General features: G+C 58.1%; 13 protein-coding genes. 7 read left to right on the top strand and 6 right to left on the bottom strand.

What is annotated here, in order from left to right:
• Nucleotides 1–25: 25 nt before the first annotated feature.
• The 5 genes from JT31_RS13060 to JT31_RS13040 all read right to left on the bottom strand — a co-directional run bounded on the left by JT31_RS13060 (nt 26) and on the right by JT31_RS13040 (nt 5453).
• Nucleotides 26–388, bottom strand: coding sequence for a YibL family ribosome-associated protein (locus JT31_RS13060; protein WP_038477738.1), 363 nt, complete (start codon nt 386–388; stop codon nt 26–28).
• 71 nt (nt 389–459) lie between these two features.
• Nucleotides 460–999, bottom strand: a complete 540-nt coding sequence (gene mtlR, locus JT31_RS13055) for a mannitol operon repressor MtlR (RefSeq protein ID WP_008458691.1) — start codon at nt 997–999, stop codon at nt 460–462.
• A gap of 45 nt (nt 1000–1044) precedes the next feature.
• Nucleotides 1045–2193, bottom strand: a complete 1149-nt coding sequence (gene mtlD / locus JT31_RS13050; protein ID WP_038477730.1) for a mannitol-1-phosphate 5-dehydrogenase — start codon at nt 2191–2193, stop codon at nt 1045–1047.
• Between the two features lie 268 nt (nt 2194–2461).
• Nucleotides 2462–4381, bottom strand: a complete 1920-nt coding sequence (locus JT31_RS13045; protein ID WP_038477727.1) for a PTS mannitol transporter subunit IICBA — start codon at nt 4379–4381, stop codon at nt 2462–2464.
• 472 nt (nt 4382–4853) lie between these two features.
• Nucleotides 4854–5453: an NAD(P)H oxidoreductase gene (locus tag JT31_RS13040; protein ID WP_038477723.1), complete on the bottom strand. Its 600-nt coding sequence runs from the start codon at nt 5451–5453 to the stop codon at nt 4854–4856.
• A gap of 101 nt (nt 5454–5554) precedes the next feature.
• On the opposite strand from JT31_RS13040, the gene JT31_RS13035 reads away from it, so the two are divergent.
• The 6 genes from JT31_RS13035 (at nt 5555) to JT31_RS13010 (ending at nt 13428) form a co-directional block, all read left to right on the top strand.
• Nucleotides 5555–6439 carry a LysR family transcriptional regulator gene (locus JT31_RS13035; protein WP_038477721.1) on the top strand — a complete coding sequence of 295 codons (885 nt, stop codon included), beginning with the start codon at nt 5555–5557 and terminating at the stop codon, nt 6437–6439.
• A gap of 65 nt (nt 6440–6504) precedes the next feature.
• Nucleotides 6505–7113, top strand: a complete 609-nt coding sequence (locus JT31_RS13030; RefSeq protein ID WP_038477718.1) for a glutathione S-transferase — start codon at nt 6505–6507, stop codon at nt 7111–7113.
• Between the two features lie 69 nt (nt 7114–7182).
• The gene (gene selA, locus JT31_RS13025; protein ID WP_038477715.1) at nt 7183–8571 is read left to right on the top strand and encodes an L-seryl-tRNA(Sec) selenium transferase; all 1389 of its coding nucleotides are present in this window, start codon (nt 7183–7185) and stop codon (nt 8569–8571) included.
• The gene (selB, locus tag JT31_RS13020; RefSeq protein WP_038477712.1) at nt 8568–10406 is read left to right on the top strand and encodes a selenocysteine-specific translation elongation factor; all 1839 of its coding nucleotides are present in this window, start codon (nt 8568–8570) and stop codon (nt 10404–10406) included. The genes selA and selB overlap by 4 nt, the downstream gene beginning before the upstream one ends.
• 137 nt (nt 10407–10543) lie before the next feature.
• Nucleotides 10544–12082 (top strand): aldehyde dehydrogenase family protein, encoded by a 1539-nt coding sequence (locus tag JT31_RS13015; RefSeq protein ID WP_038477709.1) that lies wholly within the window; start codon nt 10544–10546, stop codon nt 12080–12082.
• 386 nt (nt 12083–12468) lie between these two features.
• A complete protein-coding gene (locus JT31_RS13010) occupies nt 12469–13428 on the top strand; it encodes an IS110 family transposase (RefSeq protein WP_038472527.1) in 960 nt (319 codons plus the stop codon).
• Nucleotides 13429–13534: 106 nt separating this feature from the next.
• On the opposite strand, the gene fdhD is transcribed toward JT31_RS13010, so the two are convergent.
• On the bottom strand, nt 13535–14326 hold the full coding sequence (gene fdhD, locus JT31_RS13005; RefSeq protein ID WP_038483094.1) for a formate dehydrogenase accessory sulfurtransferase FdhD: 792 nt from the start codon (nt 14324–14326) through the stop codon (nt 13535–13537).
• Between the two features lie 211 nt (nt 14327–14537).
• Between fdhD and fdnG the strand changes: the two genes are divergently transcribed.
• Nucleotides 14538–17588: a formate dehydrogenase-N subunit alpha gene (fdnG, locus tag JT31_RS12995; protein ID WP_144244044.1), complete on the top strand. Its 3051-nt coding sequence runs from the start codon at nt 14538–14540 to the stop codon at nt 17586–17588.
• The last annotated feature ends 4 nt before the right edge of the window (nt 17589–17592 follow it).

The following is a 17592-nucleotide window of genomic DNA, read 5'->3' as shown; positions in this document are numbered from 1 at the left end:
TTATTTCACCGAAAAGAGAGCGCGGTCAGAATTCAGTGCGGGAGAAGCCGGTCATCTCGGTCAACTCCATTTCACGGCCCAGGGCGGTCATCGGGTGGACAATCACCAGGCCACGAACGGTTTTCTTGAGCTTGCCCATATCGGCCTGCTCTTTTTTGGTAATCGCACGCTTGTACGGCAGCGCCATCAGCTTCTGCGCTTCTTTGCTCAGCTTCTGGTTACGTACCGCCTGGAGGCGAGCGATTTCAATTTCCAGCTTCTGCCGCTCTTTTTCCAGCTCGGCATATTTTTCCGCTTCGTTGATCAGGTGCAAATCTGGCATTTCGTGGCGGATAGCGTCCAGACGATCGCTAAGGCGTTTAATTTCTGATTTTTCGATTTCTTTCATTTTGACTTACCGTGAATAAAGATGGCTTGCTGGCAAGGATACACGATCCTGAGGGACAGGGCGAAAGGCGGCTATTTTTGGAAGGCTTTTTTTAAGCTGATCCGGGAGATCAGCTCTGTCAGGGAAAGTACCATCGTGGACCGGACTATCTGCATGTAGCGCTGACGCTGCATCGCCAGCAGCTCCGGATCGCTGCCGTCAACGAAGGTCGGCGTCGGCGGCAGCGCCGTGACGCAGTGCAGCTCGCCGAACGGGCCAAGCATTTCGTCATCGGTGAAGCTGTACTCGTTGCCGTCATGGTTTAGCTCTTCGCGCAGCGCCATCAGCAGCTCGCAGTCTTCGTACTCAGCGCGGTTCAGCACGCCCAGCCCGTAGATAAGCTTCAGCCGTACCGAGAGGTCGCCCAGCGGCCCGTCGCCGTCCAGCAGCGGCTCTACCGCATATTTCACCGCGTAGTCGTCCTTGCGGAACACCTGTAGCACCAGGATATTTACCGCTTCGGTTAACAACTCGACGGCAGCAATCAGCAGGCTTCGTACGGTTTTGCCGGCATTCAGTCGCTCAAGCACGCGGTTTTCAAAGGCCTGGGTTTCTTCCATTTTTGCCTGCATCACTAAACATGTTTCAGGCGCGGCATCCACCGCGCCTGCATAGGGTTACGCTATGGCGTTATACGCCTTCACCGCCTCGGTCACGGCTTCGCTATTTGCATCCAGACCCGACACTTCCACCAGCGCGGCCTGCGGGCCCTTATCAGCCAGCAGCTGCTTCAGCTCCTGAGCCTGCGGGTCCTGCTCGCTGTGGTAGTGCATTGCCGCTGCAATCCCTTTGATCAGGTTCACGTGCGGTAAGCCGTACTCAATGGTGCCGAGCAGCGGCTTGACGAGGCGATCGCCGGCGCTGAGTTTGCGCAGCGGCTGACGGCCAACGCGCTCCACGTCGTCCTTCAGGTAAGGGTTTTCGAAACGACCAAGGATTTTCTTGATGTACGCGGCGTGCTTGTCGGCTTCAAAGCCGTAGCGCTTAATCAGCACCGCGCCGCTCTCTTCCATCGCCCCTTTCACTACGGCGCGCACTTTCTCATCAAGAATCGCATCGCGGATAGTCTGGTGCCCGGCCAGCTGACCGAGGTACGCGGTTATAGCATGCCCGGTATTCAGCGTGAAGAGCTTGCGCTCGACAAACGCCATAAGATTATCAGTAAGTTCCATGCCAGGAATGTTCGGTAGCTCACCTTTGAACTGGGTTTTATCAACAATCCACTCGCTAAAGGTTTCCACGGTCACTTCCAGCGGGTCGTTGGTGGCGGACTCGGACGGTGGAACGATGCGGTCAACCGCAGAATCGACAAAGCCAACGTGCTGCTCAACCCACGCCCACGCCTCAGCGGACAGCGCTTTTTTCACGTGCTCTTTCAGCTGGCTGGTGCCGCGCACCATGTTTTCACAGGCGATAATGTTCAGCGGCGCGTCGTTGGCGTTGGCGCGACGCAGCTCCAGGCCTTTAGCAAGCGTTGGAGCAATGCGCTCCAGCACGACAGGGCCCACAGCGGTGGTAATCAGGTCTACCTGCGCGATAAGCGCGACCACGTCGTCGCCGATGCTGCTGACGGCATTCACGTTGGAGACGGTATCAATCTGCTGCTGCTCGCCCACTACGTGAACCTGGTAGCTGTGACGCGCGTTCAGCGCATCCAGAACCACCTGGTTTACGTCGGCAAAAGTCAGCTGCAGACCGGCGTCTGCCAGCAGTTTACCGATAAAGCCACGACCGATATTACCTGCACCAAAATGTAATGCTTTCATTGCGTTAACCTTCCTGATTATTTCACCCGTGAGGGCTGGGGTAAGGATACTGTATGCGAATCCCCTCACCCTAGCCCTCTCCCCAAGGGGGAGAGGGGATAATGCTTTGCACCTGTGTTGTTCCCCCTCGCCCCTTTGGGGAGAGGGGATAATGCTTTGCACCTGTTGTTCCCCTAGCCCTCTCCCCAAAGGAGAGAGGGGATAATGCTTTGCACCTGTTGTTCCCCCTCGCCCCTCCGGGGAGAGGGTTGGGGTGAGGGGCAAACCCTTATTTCTTACCGGCCAGCAGATCCAGCACTTCCTGAACGCTGGTGGTGTGCGCCAGGCGCTCAATCACCGACTCATCATCCAGCGCGTTGGTCAGGCTGGTGATCACCTGGATGTGCTCGTTATTGCGGGCCGCAATACCGATAACCAGGCGGGCAATGTCTTCCGGCTCTTCGCCGAAGTGCACGCCTTCAGGGTACTGGCAGAACACCACGCCGGTTTTCAGCACGCGGTCTTTCGCTTCCACGGTACCGTGAGGAACCGCGATACCTTCGCCCAGGTAAGTTGGAGTCAGTTTTTCGCGCTCAAACATTGCGTCCACGTATTCCGGCTGCACGTAGCCGCCGTTCACCAGCTGCTCACCGGCAAAGCGAATCGCTTCTTCTTTGGTGCTGGCTTTCAGGCCGAGGAACACGTTACCCGCGCCCAGCTTGAAGACGCCTTCTTCGCTGGAAACAAAGCTGTCTTCCAGGCTGTGCATCACCTTCACTTCTTTGTCGCTCAGGTTCTGAGAGGCCAGCAGACGCTCAACCAGGTTGGCGTACAGGCTGCTGTCGAGGAAGTTGGTCAGGGAGATATGCTGCGCCTGTGGCACCTGGCGCATTGCACGCTCGGTCAGGTCGCGGTGGGTAATCACCAGGTCAACGTCGTCCGGCAGGCTGTTGATAGCGCAGTTGGTCACGGAGATATTTTTCAGGCCAGCATCGCTCACTTTCTTACGCAGCACGCCTGCACCCATGGCGCTGGAGCCCATACCTGCGTCGCAGGCTACGATGATTTTACGCACGTGGCTCAGGTCGTTAGACAGACCAGCACCTACCGCCAGCGGCGCTGCGCCACCTTTGGATTCAGCCTTCATTTCCTGCATACGGCGAGCCGCAGCTTCGATGTCGTCTTCTTCTTTCACTTTGCTGGTTTTCAGCAGGATGGCGGAGACCACGAAGGAAACAACCATTGCCGCACAGATAGCCGCGATGTTAGCGAAGTACGCGCCTTTCGGGGTCATCGCCAGAACAGCCAGGATAGAACCAGGGGAAGCCGGAGACACCAGGCCACCGTTCAGCACGGTCAGGGTGAATACGCCGGTCATACCGCCGAGGATAACGGCCAGGATCAGACGTGGGTTCATCAGCACATACGGGAAGTAAATTTCGTGGATACCGCCCAGGAAGTGGATGATAGCCGCGCCGCCCGCAGACTGCTTAGCGTTACCGCGACCGAAGAACATGTATGCCAGCAGGACGCCCATACCCGGACCCGGGTTCGCTTCAATCAGGAAGAAGATGGATTTGCCCAGCTCGTGGGACTGCTGAATCCCCAGCGGCGAGAAGATGCCGTGGTTGATGGCGTTGTTCAGGAACAGGATTTTCGCCGGTTCTACGAAGATGGACGCCAGCGGCAGCATGTCGTGCACAACCATGAAGTTAACGCCCGCCGCCAGAATTTTGGACAGGACTTCAACCGCAGGGCCAATACCCATGAACGCCAGAATCGCCAGGATCATCCCGATGATACCGGCAGAGAAGTTGTTCACCAGCATTTCAAAGCCGGATTTGATTTTACCGTCGACCCATTTGTCGAAGTGCTTGATTGCCCAGCCGCCCAGAGGCCCCGCAATCATTGCGCCGAGGAACATCGGCATGTCAGCCCCGACGATAACGCCCATAGTGGTGATAGCACCCACTACGCCGCCGCGGTCACCGCCAATCAGGCGACCACCGGTAAAGCCGATCAGCAGCGGTAGCAGGTAAGTGATCATCGGGCCTACCAGCTTCGCCAGCGTTTCGTTTGGCAACCATCCGGTAGGAATAAATAAGGCCGTGATAATACCCCAGGCGATAAACGCCCCGATATTTGGCATAACCATATTGCTGAGGAAACGACCAAAGCTTTGCACTTTGATCTTGATATCGGATGACATACACATACCCCTTGTTGGTGTTCCGCGCTGAAAAGCAGCCCGAGGTTTATTGTTAACGTAGCGGCAGGGTCGCCGGCCTTATGCAGTAAGTGACGCGAATCTGGCACTGAATCGTTAAGCTGTCCAGCCAGCGCCCTATTACGTGACTCAGATCACTAATAATCGGGGATCACCCAGCCACATTGAGTGATGGTGATCACATAATGGTTGTGTAAAAAAAGTACACAGAGGAATTTTTAACCCTGATTGACCTTTTAATGTGACTAACATCACATTTAGTTATGACGTCTTTGTTATTTATTTGTGACTTACATCACAAAGTATTTTGAGGGGGACTAATCCTAATGTGATCCAGTTAAAATCTGGGCGTTGACAACATAAGAAGGGCAATCACGGGATGAAAGTAAATTACAGCGAGGCGGCGGGTAAAAAGCGCGACGTTGAATGCCGCGCTTGTGTGAAGAATAAAAGGTTATTGAGCTAAGTCCGCGACAATGCCGCGCGCCTGAGCAAACAGCTGCTGGTAATGGGCATCGCTATCGCCAATCCCCTCTTCCACGCCGATGGTGTTATAGAGGAAATCGATTTTTGCATCCTCAACGCCCAGGTAGCCCATCGACCCGTCGATAAAATCGGTCATGTTCTTTTCCCAGCCGTACTTCACAAAACCTGCCTGCGAGCCGCCGACCAGCGCCACCCAGCGGATTTTCTTATTCCCCAGCGTGCCGCCCGGCCCGTAGCCCAGGCCGTAGTTCCACACGCGGTCCAGGTAGCCTTTCAGCATGGCCGGGAAGCTGTACCACCACACCGGGAACACCACGACCACGGTGTCTTTATCTGCTAACTCGCCAAACAGGCGGTGAACCTCCGGGGAATACTGCTTCTGCGGGTTGTTCCAGTCCGGCTCGTCGTCCACGCCAAGCGAGGGATTAAAGCCGCTGCGGTAAAGATCGAGCGAAGAGACGTTAATGCCGCGTTCCGCCGCCTCGCCCTGAATTTCCTGTACCACCTGCGCGGTTAATGAGTCGCTGCGCGGATGGGCCCAAACGATATACATATTCACTGATTTCATGGAGTTATCTCAGCCTGTTGGGAAGTAGCCACCACTTTACGGCCGCTGGATAATTCTGTAAAACGTAGTATTTGAGATGAGTTAATGAAGGATTTTCACTAATGGCGCTGAATTTTTCCGACTTCGCGACCTTTATCGCCGTGGCGCGACACAAAAGCTTTCGCGCCGCCGGCGACGAGCTGGGGCTTTCTCCGTCGGCGATCAGCCACGGCATCAAACAGCTCGAGCAGCGCCTGAAAATCCGGCTGTTCAACCGCACCACCCGCAGCGTGTCTCTCACCGAGGCTGGCGCTAACCTTTACGAGCGCCTGCGCCCGGCCTGTGACGAAATTCATACCATCCTCGACGAGGTGAACTCGTTTCGCGACACGCCGATGGGCACCCTCAAAATCAACAGCTCACGGCTGGCTGCACGCACGGTTTTAATGCCGCTGGTGGCCGGATTTATCCGCCGCTATCCCGACATCAAAGTGGAAGTCACCACCGACGACAGGCTGGTGGATATCGTGAAGCAGGAATATGACGCCGGTATCCGCCTGATAACCACGGTGGAAAAAGACATGATTGCCGTGCCGATTGGCCCGAAGGCAAAGATTTGCGTCGTCGCCACGCCGGAATATCTTGCGAGCTACCCGGCTCCGGCTCATCCCCGCGAGCTGGTCAATCACTGCAGCGTTATTTTCCGCTATCCAAGCGGCCGCCCCTACTACTGGGAGTTTTACGGGCCGGAAGGCAAACTGGAAGTGACGCCGTGCGGCAATATCGTCGTCGACGATCTCGACTCCGAGCTGGAAGCGGTGCTGTGCGGGGCGGGCATTGGCTACCTGTATCAGCAGCAGGTAGAAGAGCATCTCGCAAGCGGCAGGCTGGTTTCGATGCTGGAGGAGTGGCTGCCCGACCTTCCACCGTTCCAGTTCTATTACCCAGGCCGCCAGTACATGCCCAGCGCGCTACGCGCCTTTGTCGACTACATAAAAGGGGCGTAGACTTTTTCAGCAATGTTGGGTATCTGTTTCATACTTACCTCAAGTTGGCAAAAACGGATAATGTCATGAAACTGATCGGCAACTATACCAGCCCCTTTGTTCGAAAGATCTCGGTCATCCTGCTGGAAAAAGGCCTTAGCTTTGAGTTTGTTAACGTCAACCCGTGGACAGGCGACAGCCCGGCCCCGCAGTACAACCCGCTCGGCAAAGTGCCGGCGCTTATCACCGATGAAGGCGAGCGCTGGTTTGATTCGTCGATCATCGCCCAATACCTCGAGCTGCTGAACATCGCGCCAGAGCTTATCCCGCACGACCAGAAAGCGGCGCTGCATGTACGCCAGCTTGAAGCATTATCCGACGGGATCATGGACGCGGCGTTAACTTCCGTGCGTGAAAAACTGCGCCCGGCGGAACAGCAGTCTGAAGAGGTGCTGATCCGCCAGCGCGAGAAGATTGGCCGCGCCCTCGATCTATTGGAAGAATACGCCGCCGACGGCACGCTGACCGCCGAGCCGCTTAATCTGGCCAATATTTCTGCCGCCTGCGCGGTGGGCTACCTCAATTTCCGCCGCGTCGCGCCGGGCTGGTGCGTCAATCGCCCGCACCTGGTCAAGCTGGTCGAACAGCTGTTCCTGCGCGAGAGCTTTGCGCGTACCGAACCACCCGCGGCATGATCTGCTGCCAGGACAGGGGACGTTGTCCCCTGTAATATTACTCACAAATTTCCTAATCCAGTCCCTGCCATGACGACAGCTCAAACACTTTTTAGCCATCTTCCGGCGACCGACCGCCTGCTGCGCGATGCCGCCTTTACCGCCCTCCTTGCCGAGTTCGGCCACACCCGCGTGGTGGCAACGCTGAGAATGCTGCAAAGCGAAGCGCGCGAGCACATTCGCACGGCGAGTAAGCTGCCGGACTGGAGCGAGGACTGGGCAAAGAAAACGCGTGACGTGCTCGAGGCCAGCCAGCGCAGCGCTCTGCTGCCGGTTTTCAACCTGACCGGCACCGTGTTGCACACCAATCTCGGGCGTGCGCTACAGGCCGAGGCGGCCATTGATGCAGTAAGCGAAGCCATGCGCTCCGCCGTAACGCTGGAATATTCACTGGACGACGCAGGACGCGGCCACCGCGATCGCGCCATCGCCGATCTGCTTTGCGAGCTGACCGGCGCGGAAGATGCCTGCATCGTCAACAACAATGCGGCAGCGGTGCTGCTAATGCTGGCGGCCTGCGCAGTCGGCGGCGAAGTAGTGGTTTCGCGCGGCGAACTGGTGGAAATTGGCGGCGCGTTTCGCATTCCCGACGTCATGCGCCAGGCAGGCTGCACGCTGGTTGAAGTCGGCACCACCAACCGCACGCACCTGAAAGACTACCGCGCAGCCGCGAGCGAAAACACCTCGCTGCTGATGAAGGTGCACACCAGCAATTACCACATCGAAGGCTTCACCAAAGCAGTTAGCGAGGCCGAGCTGGTTACGCTGGGCAACGAACTCAACCTGCCGGTCGTCACCGACCTGGGCAGCGGCTCGCTGGTAGATTTAAGCCAGTGGGGCCTGCCGCCGGAGCCGATGCCGCAGCAGCTGATTGCCGACGGCGTGAGCCTGGTGAGTTTCTCCGGCGACAAACTGCTCGGCGGCCCGCAGGCCGGGATCATCGTCGGCAAAAAGGCGCTTATTGAACGTATTCAGAGCCACCCGCTGAAGCGCGCGCTGCGCGCCGACAAAATGACGCTGGCGGCGCTGGAAGCCACGCTACGGCTGTATCAATACCCGGAAACACTGGTGGAACGCCTGCCAACCCTGCGCCTGCTAACCCGCAGCGCCGAAGACATCCATCTGCAGGCCAGCCGCCTGCGGCCCGCATTTGAACAGCGTTTTGGCGAGCAGTTCGATGTGCGCGTTGAAGCGTGCCTGTCGCAAATCGGCAGCGGCTCTTTGCCCGTTGACCGCCTGCCTGGCGCGGCCCTGACCTTCACGCCGAAAAACGGACGTGGATCAACGCTTGCCTCACTGACGCAAACCCTGCGCGAGCTTGAAAGGCCGGTTATTGGCCGCATTGCCGATGGCCGACTGTGGCTGGATTTACGCTGCCTCGAAAACGAAGCGCTGCTGCTGGAGGGCATTACCCTGTGATTATTGCCACCGCCGGGCACGTTGACCACGGCAAAACGACCCTTCTCCAGGCGCTGACCGGCGTGAATGCTGACCGCCTGCCTGAAGAGAAAAAGCGCGGTATGACCATCGACCTCGGCTACGCCTACTGGCCGCAGCCGGATGGCCGTGTGATTGGCTTTATTGACGTGCCAGGGCACGAAAAATTTCTGGCCAACATGCTGGCGGGCGTCGGCGGCATAGATCATGCGCTGCTGGTCATCGCCTGCGACGACGGCGTGATGGCGCAAACCCGCGAGCATCTGGCGATTTTACAGCTGACGGGCAACCCGCAGGTAACCGTCGCGCTAACCAAAGCCGACCGGGTGAGCGACAGCCGTATTGCAGAAGTCCGCGATGAAGTCGCCGCTCTGCTGGGCGATACTTTGGCCGCAATCTTTGTGACCGCCGCCACCAGCGGTGAAGGCGTAGAAGCGCTACAGCAGCATCTTATCGGGCTAAGCGAACGTCCTCATGCCACCTCGCACCGCTTCCGCCTCGCCATCGACCGTGCTTTTACGGTTAAGGGCGCAGGCCTTGTGGTGACCGGCACGGCGCTGAGCGGCGAAGTTAACGTTGGCGATTCGCTCTGGCTGACCGGCGCGGATAAACCGATGCGCGTGCGCGGCCTTCACGCCCAAAACCAGCCGGTTTCCAGCGCGATGGCCGGGCAGCGCATTGCCCTGAACATCAGCGGTGACGCGGAAAAAAACGACATCAGCCGGGGCGACTGGCTGCTGAGCGAAAAACCTCTGCAGCCGATTGAGCGCGTTATCGTCGAACTGCAAACGCTGCAGCCGCTCCAGCAGTGGCAACCGCTGCATATTCACCATTCCGCACGTCACGTAACCGGGCGCGTTTCGCTGCTGGAAGGCAACCTTGCCGAACTGGTGCTGGATGTGCCGCTGTGGCTGGCGGACAACGACCGCCTGGTGCTGCGCGACATCAGCGCCCGCACCACGCTCGCCGGTGCCCGTGCCGTGCTGCTCAATGCCCCACGCCGCGGCAAGCGCCAACCCGCTTTCCTGAGCTGGCTGGCAGACCTGGCAAAAGGAGCCGATGACCCGCAGGCGCTGGAAGCACATCTGGCTCGCGGAGCCGTGCTGCTCAGCGAATTTTCCTGGGCACGCCAGCTAACAGCGGAAGGTCTTCAGGCTCTGCTCGATCAGCCGGGTTATCTGCAGGCGGGCAATGCGCTGCTAAGCCCGGATGTGGCCGCTCTATGGCAGCAAAAACTGCTCGACGTGCTGGCACGCTACCACCAGCAGCATGACGATCAGCCGGGGCCGGGCCGTGAACGCCTGCGCCGCATGGCGCTGCCCGCGGAAGACGAAGGCCTGGTTCTGTCGCTTATCGAAAGAATGCGCGCTGAAGGCCTGCTGATAAGCCGCCAGGGCTGGCTGCACCTGCCGGGACACGAGCCAGGTTTTTCTGCCACGCAGCAGGCGGTGTGGGACAAAGTAGACGCGCGGCTTGGCGACGAGCCCTGGTGGGTTCGCGACCTGGCTAAAGAAACCGGCGAGGAAGAACAGGCGATGCGTCAGCTGCTACGATCCGCCGCCCAGCAGGGGCTGGTCACCGCGATTCTGAAAGATCGTTATTACCGAAACGATCGCCTGCAGGCGTTTGCCGATCTGATCCGCGAGTTGGATCAAACTCACGGTGCCACCAACGCCGCCGACTTCCGCGACAGATTAGGCGTAGGCCGCAAGCTGGCGATTCAGATCCTGGAATATTTCGACAAAACCGGCTTTACCCGTCGGCGCGGCAACGACCACCTGCTGCGCGACAAGGCGCTGTTTACGCCTTCGCGCTGATCCCTCCTGCCGGAGAAGAGTTATTTCCCTCTTCTCCGGCGTTAATCCGTGAAGCACGTCGTAAAGCGGGCGGGAATCGGCGAAGAAACAGCCAGCCCGAACTACCCTTGTGGATGAACCATCACAAGGAGACGGCTATGACAAATAATCCTCCCGATACCCGTATTATCCCAGGCGAATATGGTTTCCCGCTAAAACTTAAACCCCGTTACGACAACTTTATCGGCGGCCAATGGGTTGCCCCGGTTGGCGGTCAGTACTATGAAAACCTCACCCCGGTGACCGGCCAGCCGCTGTGCGAAATCGCCAGCTCCGGCAAGGCCGACATCGACCTGGCGCTGGATGCCGCCCACGAAGCCAAAAAAGGCTGGGGGCAGATGTCCGTGCAGGAGCGCGCCACCATCCTGCTGAAAATTGCCGACCGCATGGAGCAAAACATCGAGCTGCTGGCGACGGCAGAAACCTGGGACAACGGCAAACCGATTCGCGAAACCAGCGCCGCCGACGTGCCGCTGGCCATAGACCACTTCCGCTACTTCGCCTCCTGTATTCGTGCTCAGGAGGGGGGCATCAGCGAGGTGGATAAATACACCGTGGCCTACCATTTCCACGAGCCGCTCGGCGTGGTCGCACAGATCATTCCGTGGAACTTCCCGCTGCTGATGGCGAGCTGGAAAATGGCCCCGGCGCTCGCGGCGGGCAACTGCATCGTGCTGAAGCCTGCGCGACTGACCCCGCTCTCCGTGCTGCTGCTGATGGAACTGGTTGGCGACCTGCTGCCGCCGGGCGTGGTTAACGTGGTGAACGGCGCGGGCGGCGAGATTGGCGAATACCTGGCAACCTCGAAACGCATCGCCAAAGTGGCGTTTACCGGCTCCACCGAGGTCGGGCAACAGATCATGCAGTACGCCACCCAGAACATTATCCCGGTCACCCTGGAGCTGGGCGGCAAATCTCCGAACATTTTCTTTGCCGACGTGATGGAAGAGGAAGACGCCTTCTTCGACAAGGCGCTGGAGGGCTTTGCGCTGTTCGCCTTCAACCAGGGCGAGGTCTGTACCTGCCCGAGCCGCGCGCTGGTGCAGGAGTCCATCTACGAACGTTTCATTGAGCGCGCGATCCGCCGCGTAGAAGCCATTCGCTCCGGCAACCCGCTGGACAGCCGCACCCAAATGGGCGCGCAGGTGTCGCAGGGGCAGATGGAAACCATCCTCAACTACATCGACATCGGCAAGAAAGAAGGCGCGGACGTGCTGACCGGCGGGCGTAGAAAAGCGCTGACGGGCGACCTGCAGGCGGGTTACTACCTCGAGCCGACCATTCTGTTTGGTAAAAACAACATGCGTGTATTCCAGGAGGAAATTTTCGGGCCGGTGCTCGCCGTCACCACGTTTAAAACCGTGGAGGAAGCGCTGGAGCTGGCGAACGATACCGAATACGGTCTGGGCGCGGGCGTCTGGAGCCGCAACGGCAGCCTGGCCTACAAAATGGGGCGCGGTATTCAGGCCGGGCGCGTGTGGACCAACTGTTACCACGCCTACCCGGCACACGCGGCGTTTGGGGGCTACAAACAGTCCGGGATCGGGCGCGAGACCCACAAGATGATGCTGGAGCATTATCAGCAGACCAAGTGCCTGCTGGTGAGCTATTCCGATAAGCCGCTGGGCCTGTTCTGAGGGTTGACCCTCACTCAGGTAGGGCTAAACCTTAGTCACAAATACGTTCTATGAAAGATCGGCTAAGGTTCCGTTCACTTCCAGTCCTGGGTCGGAGAGAAAACGGAGGCGATTTAAGCCGGAACCGTGCCTCGCTTCTTATTTTTACCCTCACCCTAACCCTTATGTCTTGAACTTCCCCGCCAGTGCGGGGAAGATCCCCGACTGATCATCGGGAGGTTGCCGGTGAGCATCCCCTGGCCCTGGTGCTTCCGAGCCCGTGGGAGAGATTATGCCCCGGCAACCTTATTCCCTGTCGCCTCAAGACCGAACGGTATCCTGTGCCTCTGAGCACCCACATATAAGGATGGTCTGGCGATATTATTCATAAGGTTACGGAGAATCAGATGACCCTCACTTCTGTCGGCGTTGATATTGCTAAGCTAAAATTTGATGTCGCTGTCCTGCTGCCTGGTCAGAAATACAAAACTAAAAAGTTTGCTAACACGCCTGCGGGATGTCGTGAGTTTATTCACTGGCTGACCCGCTTTGGGGACTGTCATGTCTGTATGGAAGCGACGGGCAGCTACAGCACGGAACTCGCCACGGCATTGTCCGATGGCGGCTATCGCGTCAGCCTGGAAAACCCTGCCCGCATTCATGCCTTCAGTAACACCGAACTGACCCGAAACAAAACGGATAAAAGCGATGCCGCCCTGATAGCACGGTATTGTGCCCTGTATCAGCCAGCCCAATGGCATCCGGCTCCTCTCAGCCAGCGACAGCTGACCGCGCTGGTGCGGCATCTTAAAAATCTTGAAGAGATGCGTCAGATGGAAGAGAACAGGCTGGAGGCCGCAGATGAGGTCATCACTGGCTCGTTAAAAGAGCACATCGCCACGCTGGATGAACTGATAAAAGAAACCAAAAAGAAAATCAGACAGCACATTGATGATGACCCGGACCTGAGAAAAGACAAAGCGCTGCTGGAGAGTATCCCGGGAGTGGGAGATGTGCTGAGTACGAGTCTTCTGGCCTTCGCGGGAAACCTGAGGCGGTTCAGGAGCAGTAAGGCTCTGGTGGCTTATGCAGGGCTGAACCCACGACGTTGTGAGTCCGGGATGTGGAAGGGAAAGAGCAGGTTGTCAAAAGTGGGGAGCCGTGAGCTGCGTAGCGTGCTGTATATGCCTACGGTAGTGGCGGGAAGATGTAATGAAGTGGTGAAAGACCTGATGACCCGGATGGCGAGCAGGGGGAAGACAGGCAAAGAACGCGTGTGTGCAGGAATGAGAAAGCTGCTACAGCTGGCTTATGGGGTGGTGAAATCAGGGCGTGAATTTAACGCTGAAATACCGCTTGCCGGATAACCGACAAGACGGTATCTCTCCCTGAAAGGGAGAGGGAATAAACAATGTTCCACGTTGGCTGTTTTCCCCCTCTCCCTCTGGGAGAGGGGCGGGGTGAGGGGAAAATCTAGCGCAGCCGCTCCGGGTGCGTATAAACCGTGGCACGGCCTGGCCGGTTAAAGCCCACCAGCGTCAGATTCGTACGCTGTGCAACTTCCACTGCCAACGAAGTTGCAGCAGATACCGCAAACAGGATTTCAATGCCGCACATCGCGGCCTTCTGAACCATCTCATAGCTCGCACGGCTCGACACCAGCGCGGCGCCGTTATGCCACGGGTTACGGCTGCGAACGCCGAGCATTTTATCCAGCGCCACATGGCGGCCAATATCTTCGCGCCCATCCAGAATCTGGCCATTAACATCAAGCCATAACGCCGCATGAGTGCAGCCCGTTAGCTCGCCGACGGGCTGGTAGTCACGCATTTTTTTCAGCGACTCGTCCAGGTTTTCCAGAGCAAACGTCTGGGTAAACGGCAGCGGCGGCACGGGGCGGCCAATGTCATTCAACTGCTCGACGCCGCAGACGCCGCAGCCGGTTCGTCCGGCCAGTGCCCGGCGACGCTCTTTCAGGCCCGCAAAGCGGCGGCTGGACAGCTCGACCTGCACTTCAATGCCGTTACAAGTTGGCAACACATCCATCCCGTAAATATCTGCCGGACTTTCAATAATGCCTTCGGACAGGGAAAACCCGAGCGCAAACGCTTCGAGATCTTTGGGCGAAGCCATCATCACGACGTGGGAAATGCCGTTGTAGACCAGCGCGACGGGCACTTCCTCCGCCAGCCAGTCGGTTTCGGCTACGGTGAGATTGCCCCGGTGCCAGAGCTCGATCGTGCGCGCGCCGGTAACCTGTTCCATCATATTTTTTTCAGAGTGGTGAAATTTGTTCACTTTGTTTTAACCAATCGAGAACACCCTCAGTACCATTGTGGTATTCTAGAAATACCCCTTCCGGATGAAGGGAAGTAAGCCATCAAAATCTATAGTGGTTCTAATTGTGAACCTTTGCGGGTCACCCCGCAAAATAAATCCTAAGCAATGTGAAATGTCGAAATGTAAGGAGCGATCCATGCAGGTCAGCAGAAGGCAGTTCTTTAAGATCTGTGCTGGCGGTATGGCAGGCACCACGGCAGCGGCACTGGGTTTTGCCCCCGGCGCTGCGCTCGCGGAAACCCGGCAGTACAAGCTGCTACGCACCCGTGAAACCCGTAACACCTGCACATACTGCTCCGTCGGCTGTGGGCTATTGATGTATAGCCTCGGCGATGGCGCAAAAAACGCAAAAGCCTCAATTTTCCATATCGAAGGTGACCCGGACCACCCGGTAAACCGCGGCGCGCTCTGCCCGAAAGGGGCCGGTCTGGTGGACTTTATCCATTCCGAAAGCCGCCTGAAAACGCCTTCTTATCGCGCACCAGGCTCCGATAAATGGCAGCAAATCAGTTGGGACGATGCCTTTGATCGCATCGCGAAGCTGATGAAAGAAGACCGCGACGCCAACTTCATCGAAAAGAACGAACAGGGCACCACGGTCAACCGCTGGCTCTCCACGGGGATGCTGTGCGCCTCCGCGTCGAGCAACGAAACAGGTTATTTAACCCAGAAATTTACCCGCGCCCTCGGCATGCTTGCCGTGGATAACCAGGCGCGTGTCTGACACGGACCAACGGTAGCAAGTCTTGCTCCAACATTTGGTCGCGGTGCGATGACCAACCACTGGGTTGATATCAAAAACGCCAACCTCATCGTGGTGATGGGTGGGAACGCGGCAGAAGCGCATCCGGTGGGATTCCGCTGGGCGATGGAAGCCAAAATTCACAACGGCGCGAAGCTGATTGTGATCGATCCTCGCTTTACTCGAACCGCTTCGGTGGCGGATTTCTACACGCCTATCCGTTCCGGGACCGACATTGCTTTCCTGTCGGGCGTTCTGCTGTACCTGATAAACAACAACAAATTCAACCGCGAGTACGTCGAGTCTTACACCAACGCCAACCTGATTGTGCGTGAGGACTTCGGCTTCGACGACGGCCTGTTCACCGGCTACGACGCGGCGAGCCGCAAGTACGACAAAACCACCTGGAACTATGAGCTGGATGAAGAAGGCTTCGCCAAACGCGACCTGACGCTTCAGCACCCGCGCTGCGTGTGGAACCTGCTGAAAGAGCACATTTCCCGCTACACGCCGGACGTGGTGACCAGCATCTGCGGCACACCGAAAGAAGATTTCCTGAAGGTCTGCGAATACATCGCCGAAACCAGCGTGGCGGACAAAACCGCCTCGTTCCTGTACGCCCTGGGCTGGACACAGCACTCCGTCGGCGCGCAGAACATTCGCACCATGGCGATGATCCAGCTGCTGCTCGGCAACATGGGGATGGCAGGCGGCGGCGTCAACGCCCTGCGCGGCCACTCCAACATTCAGGGTCTGACCGACCTTGGCCTGCTTTCCACCAGCCTGCCGGGTTACATGAACCTGCCAAGCGAAAAACAGGTGGATATCGACAGTTATCTGGCGGCCAACACGCCTAAACCGCTGCTGAAAGGCCAGGTGAACTACTGGGGCAACTACCCGAAATTCTTCGTCTCGATGATGAAAGCCTTCTTTGGCGACAAAGCGACGAAGGAAAACGGCTGGGGCTATGACTGGCTGCCGAAGTGGGACAAAGGCTACGACGTGCTGCAGTACTTCGAGATGATGAGCCAGGGCAAGGTCAACGGCTATCTGTGCCAGGGCTTTAACCCGGTGGCCTCGTTCCCTAACAAGAACAAGGTCGTGGCCTCGCTCTCGAAGCTGAAGTTCCTGGTCACCATTGACCCGCTGAACACCGAAACGTCCAACTTCTGGCAGAACCACGGCGAGATGAACGACGTTGATCCGTCGAAAATCCAGACCGAGGTGTTCCGCCTGCCGTCCACCTGCTTCGCGGAAGAGAATGGCTCCATCGTGAACTCCGGACGCTGGCTGCAGTGGCACTGGAAAGGGGCGGATGCGCCAGGGGAAGCGCTGAACGACGGCGAAATCCTCTCCGGCATCTTCACCCGCCTGCGCCACATGTACGAGCGCGACGGCGGTAAGGTGCCTGAGCAGGTGCTGAACATGACCTGGAAGTACCTGACGCCGGACAACCCGGCGCCGGAAGAAGTGGCCATGGAAAGCAACGGCAAGGCGCTCGAAGACCTGATCGACCCGGCCACCGGCGCGGTGCTGGTGAAAAAAGGGCAGCAGCTTAGCTCCTTTGCTCAGCTGCGCGACGACGGTACAACGTCCAGCGGCTGCTGGATATTCGCCGGGAGCTGGACGCCGGACGGCAACCAGATGGCTCGCCGCGACAACGCCGACCCGTCCGGCCTGGGCAACACGCTCGGCTGGGCATGGGCGTGGCCGCTTAACCGCCGCATTCTGTATAACCGTGCCTCCGCCGATCCATCGGGTAAACCGTGGGATGAAAAACGCCGCCTGATCTCCTGGGATGGCGCGAAATGGGGCGGCATCGACGTGCCGGACTACAGCACCGCCGCGCCGGACAGCGGGGTCGGGCCGTTTATCATGCAGCCGGAAGGCCTGGGTCGCCTGTTTGCCCTCGACAAGATGGCAGAGGGGCCGTTCCCGGAACACTACGAGCCGTTTGAAACGCCGCTGGGCACCAACCCGCTGCACCCGAACGTGGTCTCCAACCCGGCAGCACGCGTGTTTAAAGACGACCTGGAAGCGATGGGCAAGCATGACAAGTTCCCATATGTCGGCACCACCTATCGTCTGACGGAGCATTTCCACTACTGGACCAAGCACGCGCTGCTGAACGCCATCGCGCAGCCGGAGCAGTTTGTCGAGATTGGCGAGAAGCTGGCCAACAAACTCGGCATCGCCCACGGCGACACGGTGAAGGTCTCCTCCAACCGCGGCTACATCAAGGCCAAAGCGGTGGTGACCAAGCGTATCCGCACGCTGGACGTTCACGGTCAGAAGGTGGACACCATCGGGATCCCGATTCACTGGGGTTACGAAGGCGTGGCGAAAAAAGGCTTTATTGCCAACACCCTGACGCCGTTTGTCGGGGATGCCAACACGCAAACGCCGGAGTTTAAGGCGTTCCTGGTCAACGTGGAAAAGGTGTAACGGA

The sequence above is a fragment of the Cedecea neteri genome, from assembly GCF_000757825.1.
GTDB classification, from domain to species: domain Bacteria; phylum Pseudomonadota; class Gammaproteobacteria; order Enterobacterales; family Enterobacteriaceae; genus Cedecea; species Cedecea selenatireducens.
Note: the sequence above shows the minus strand (reverse complement) of the source record. Positions and strands in the feature narration are given on the sequence as shown.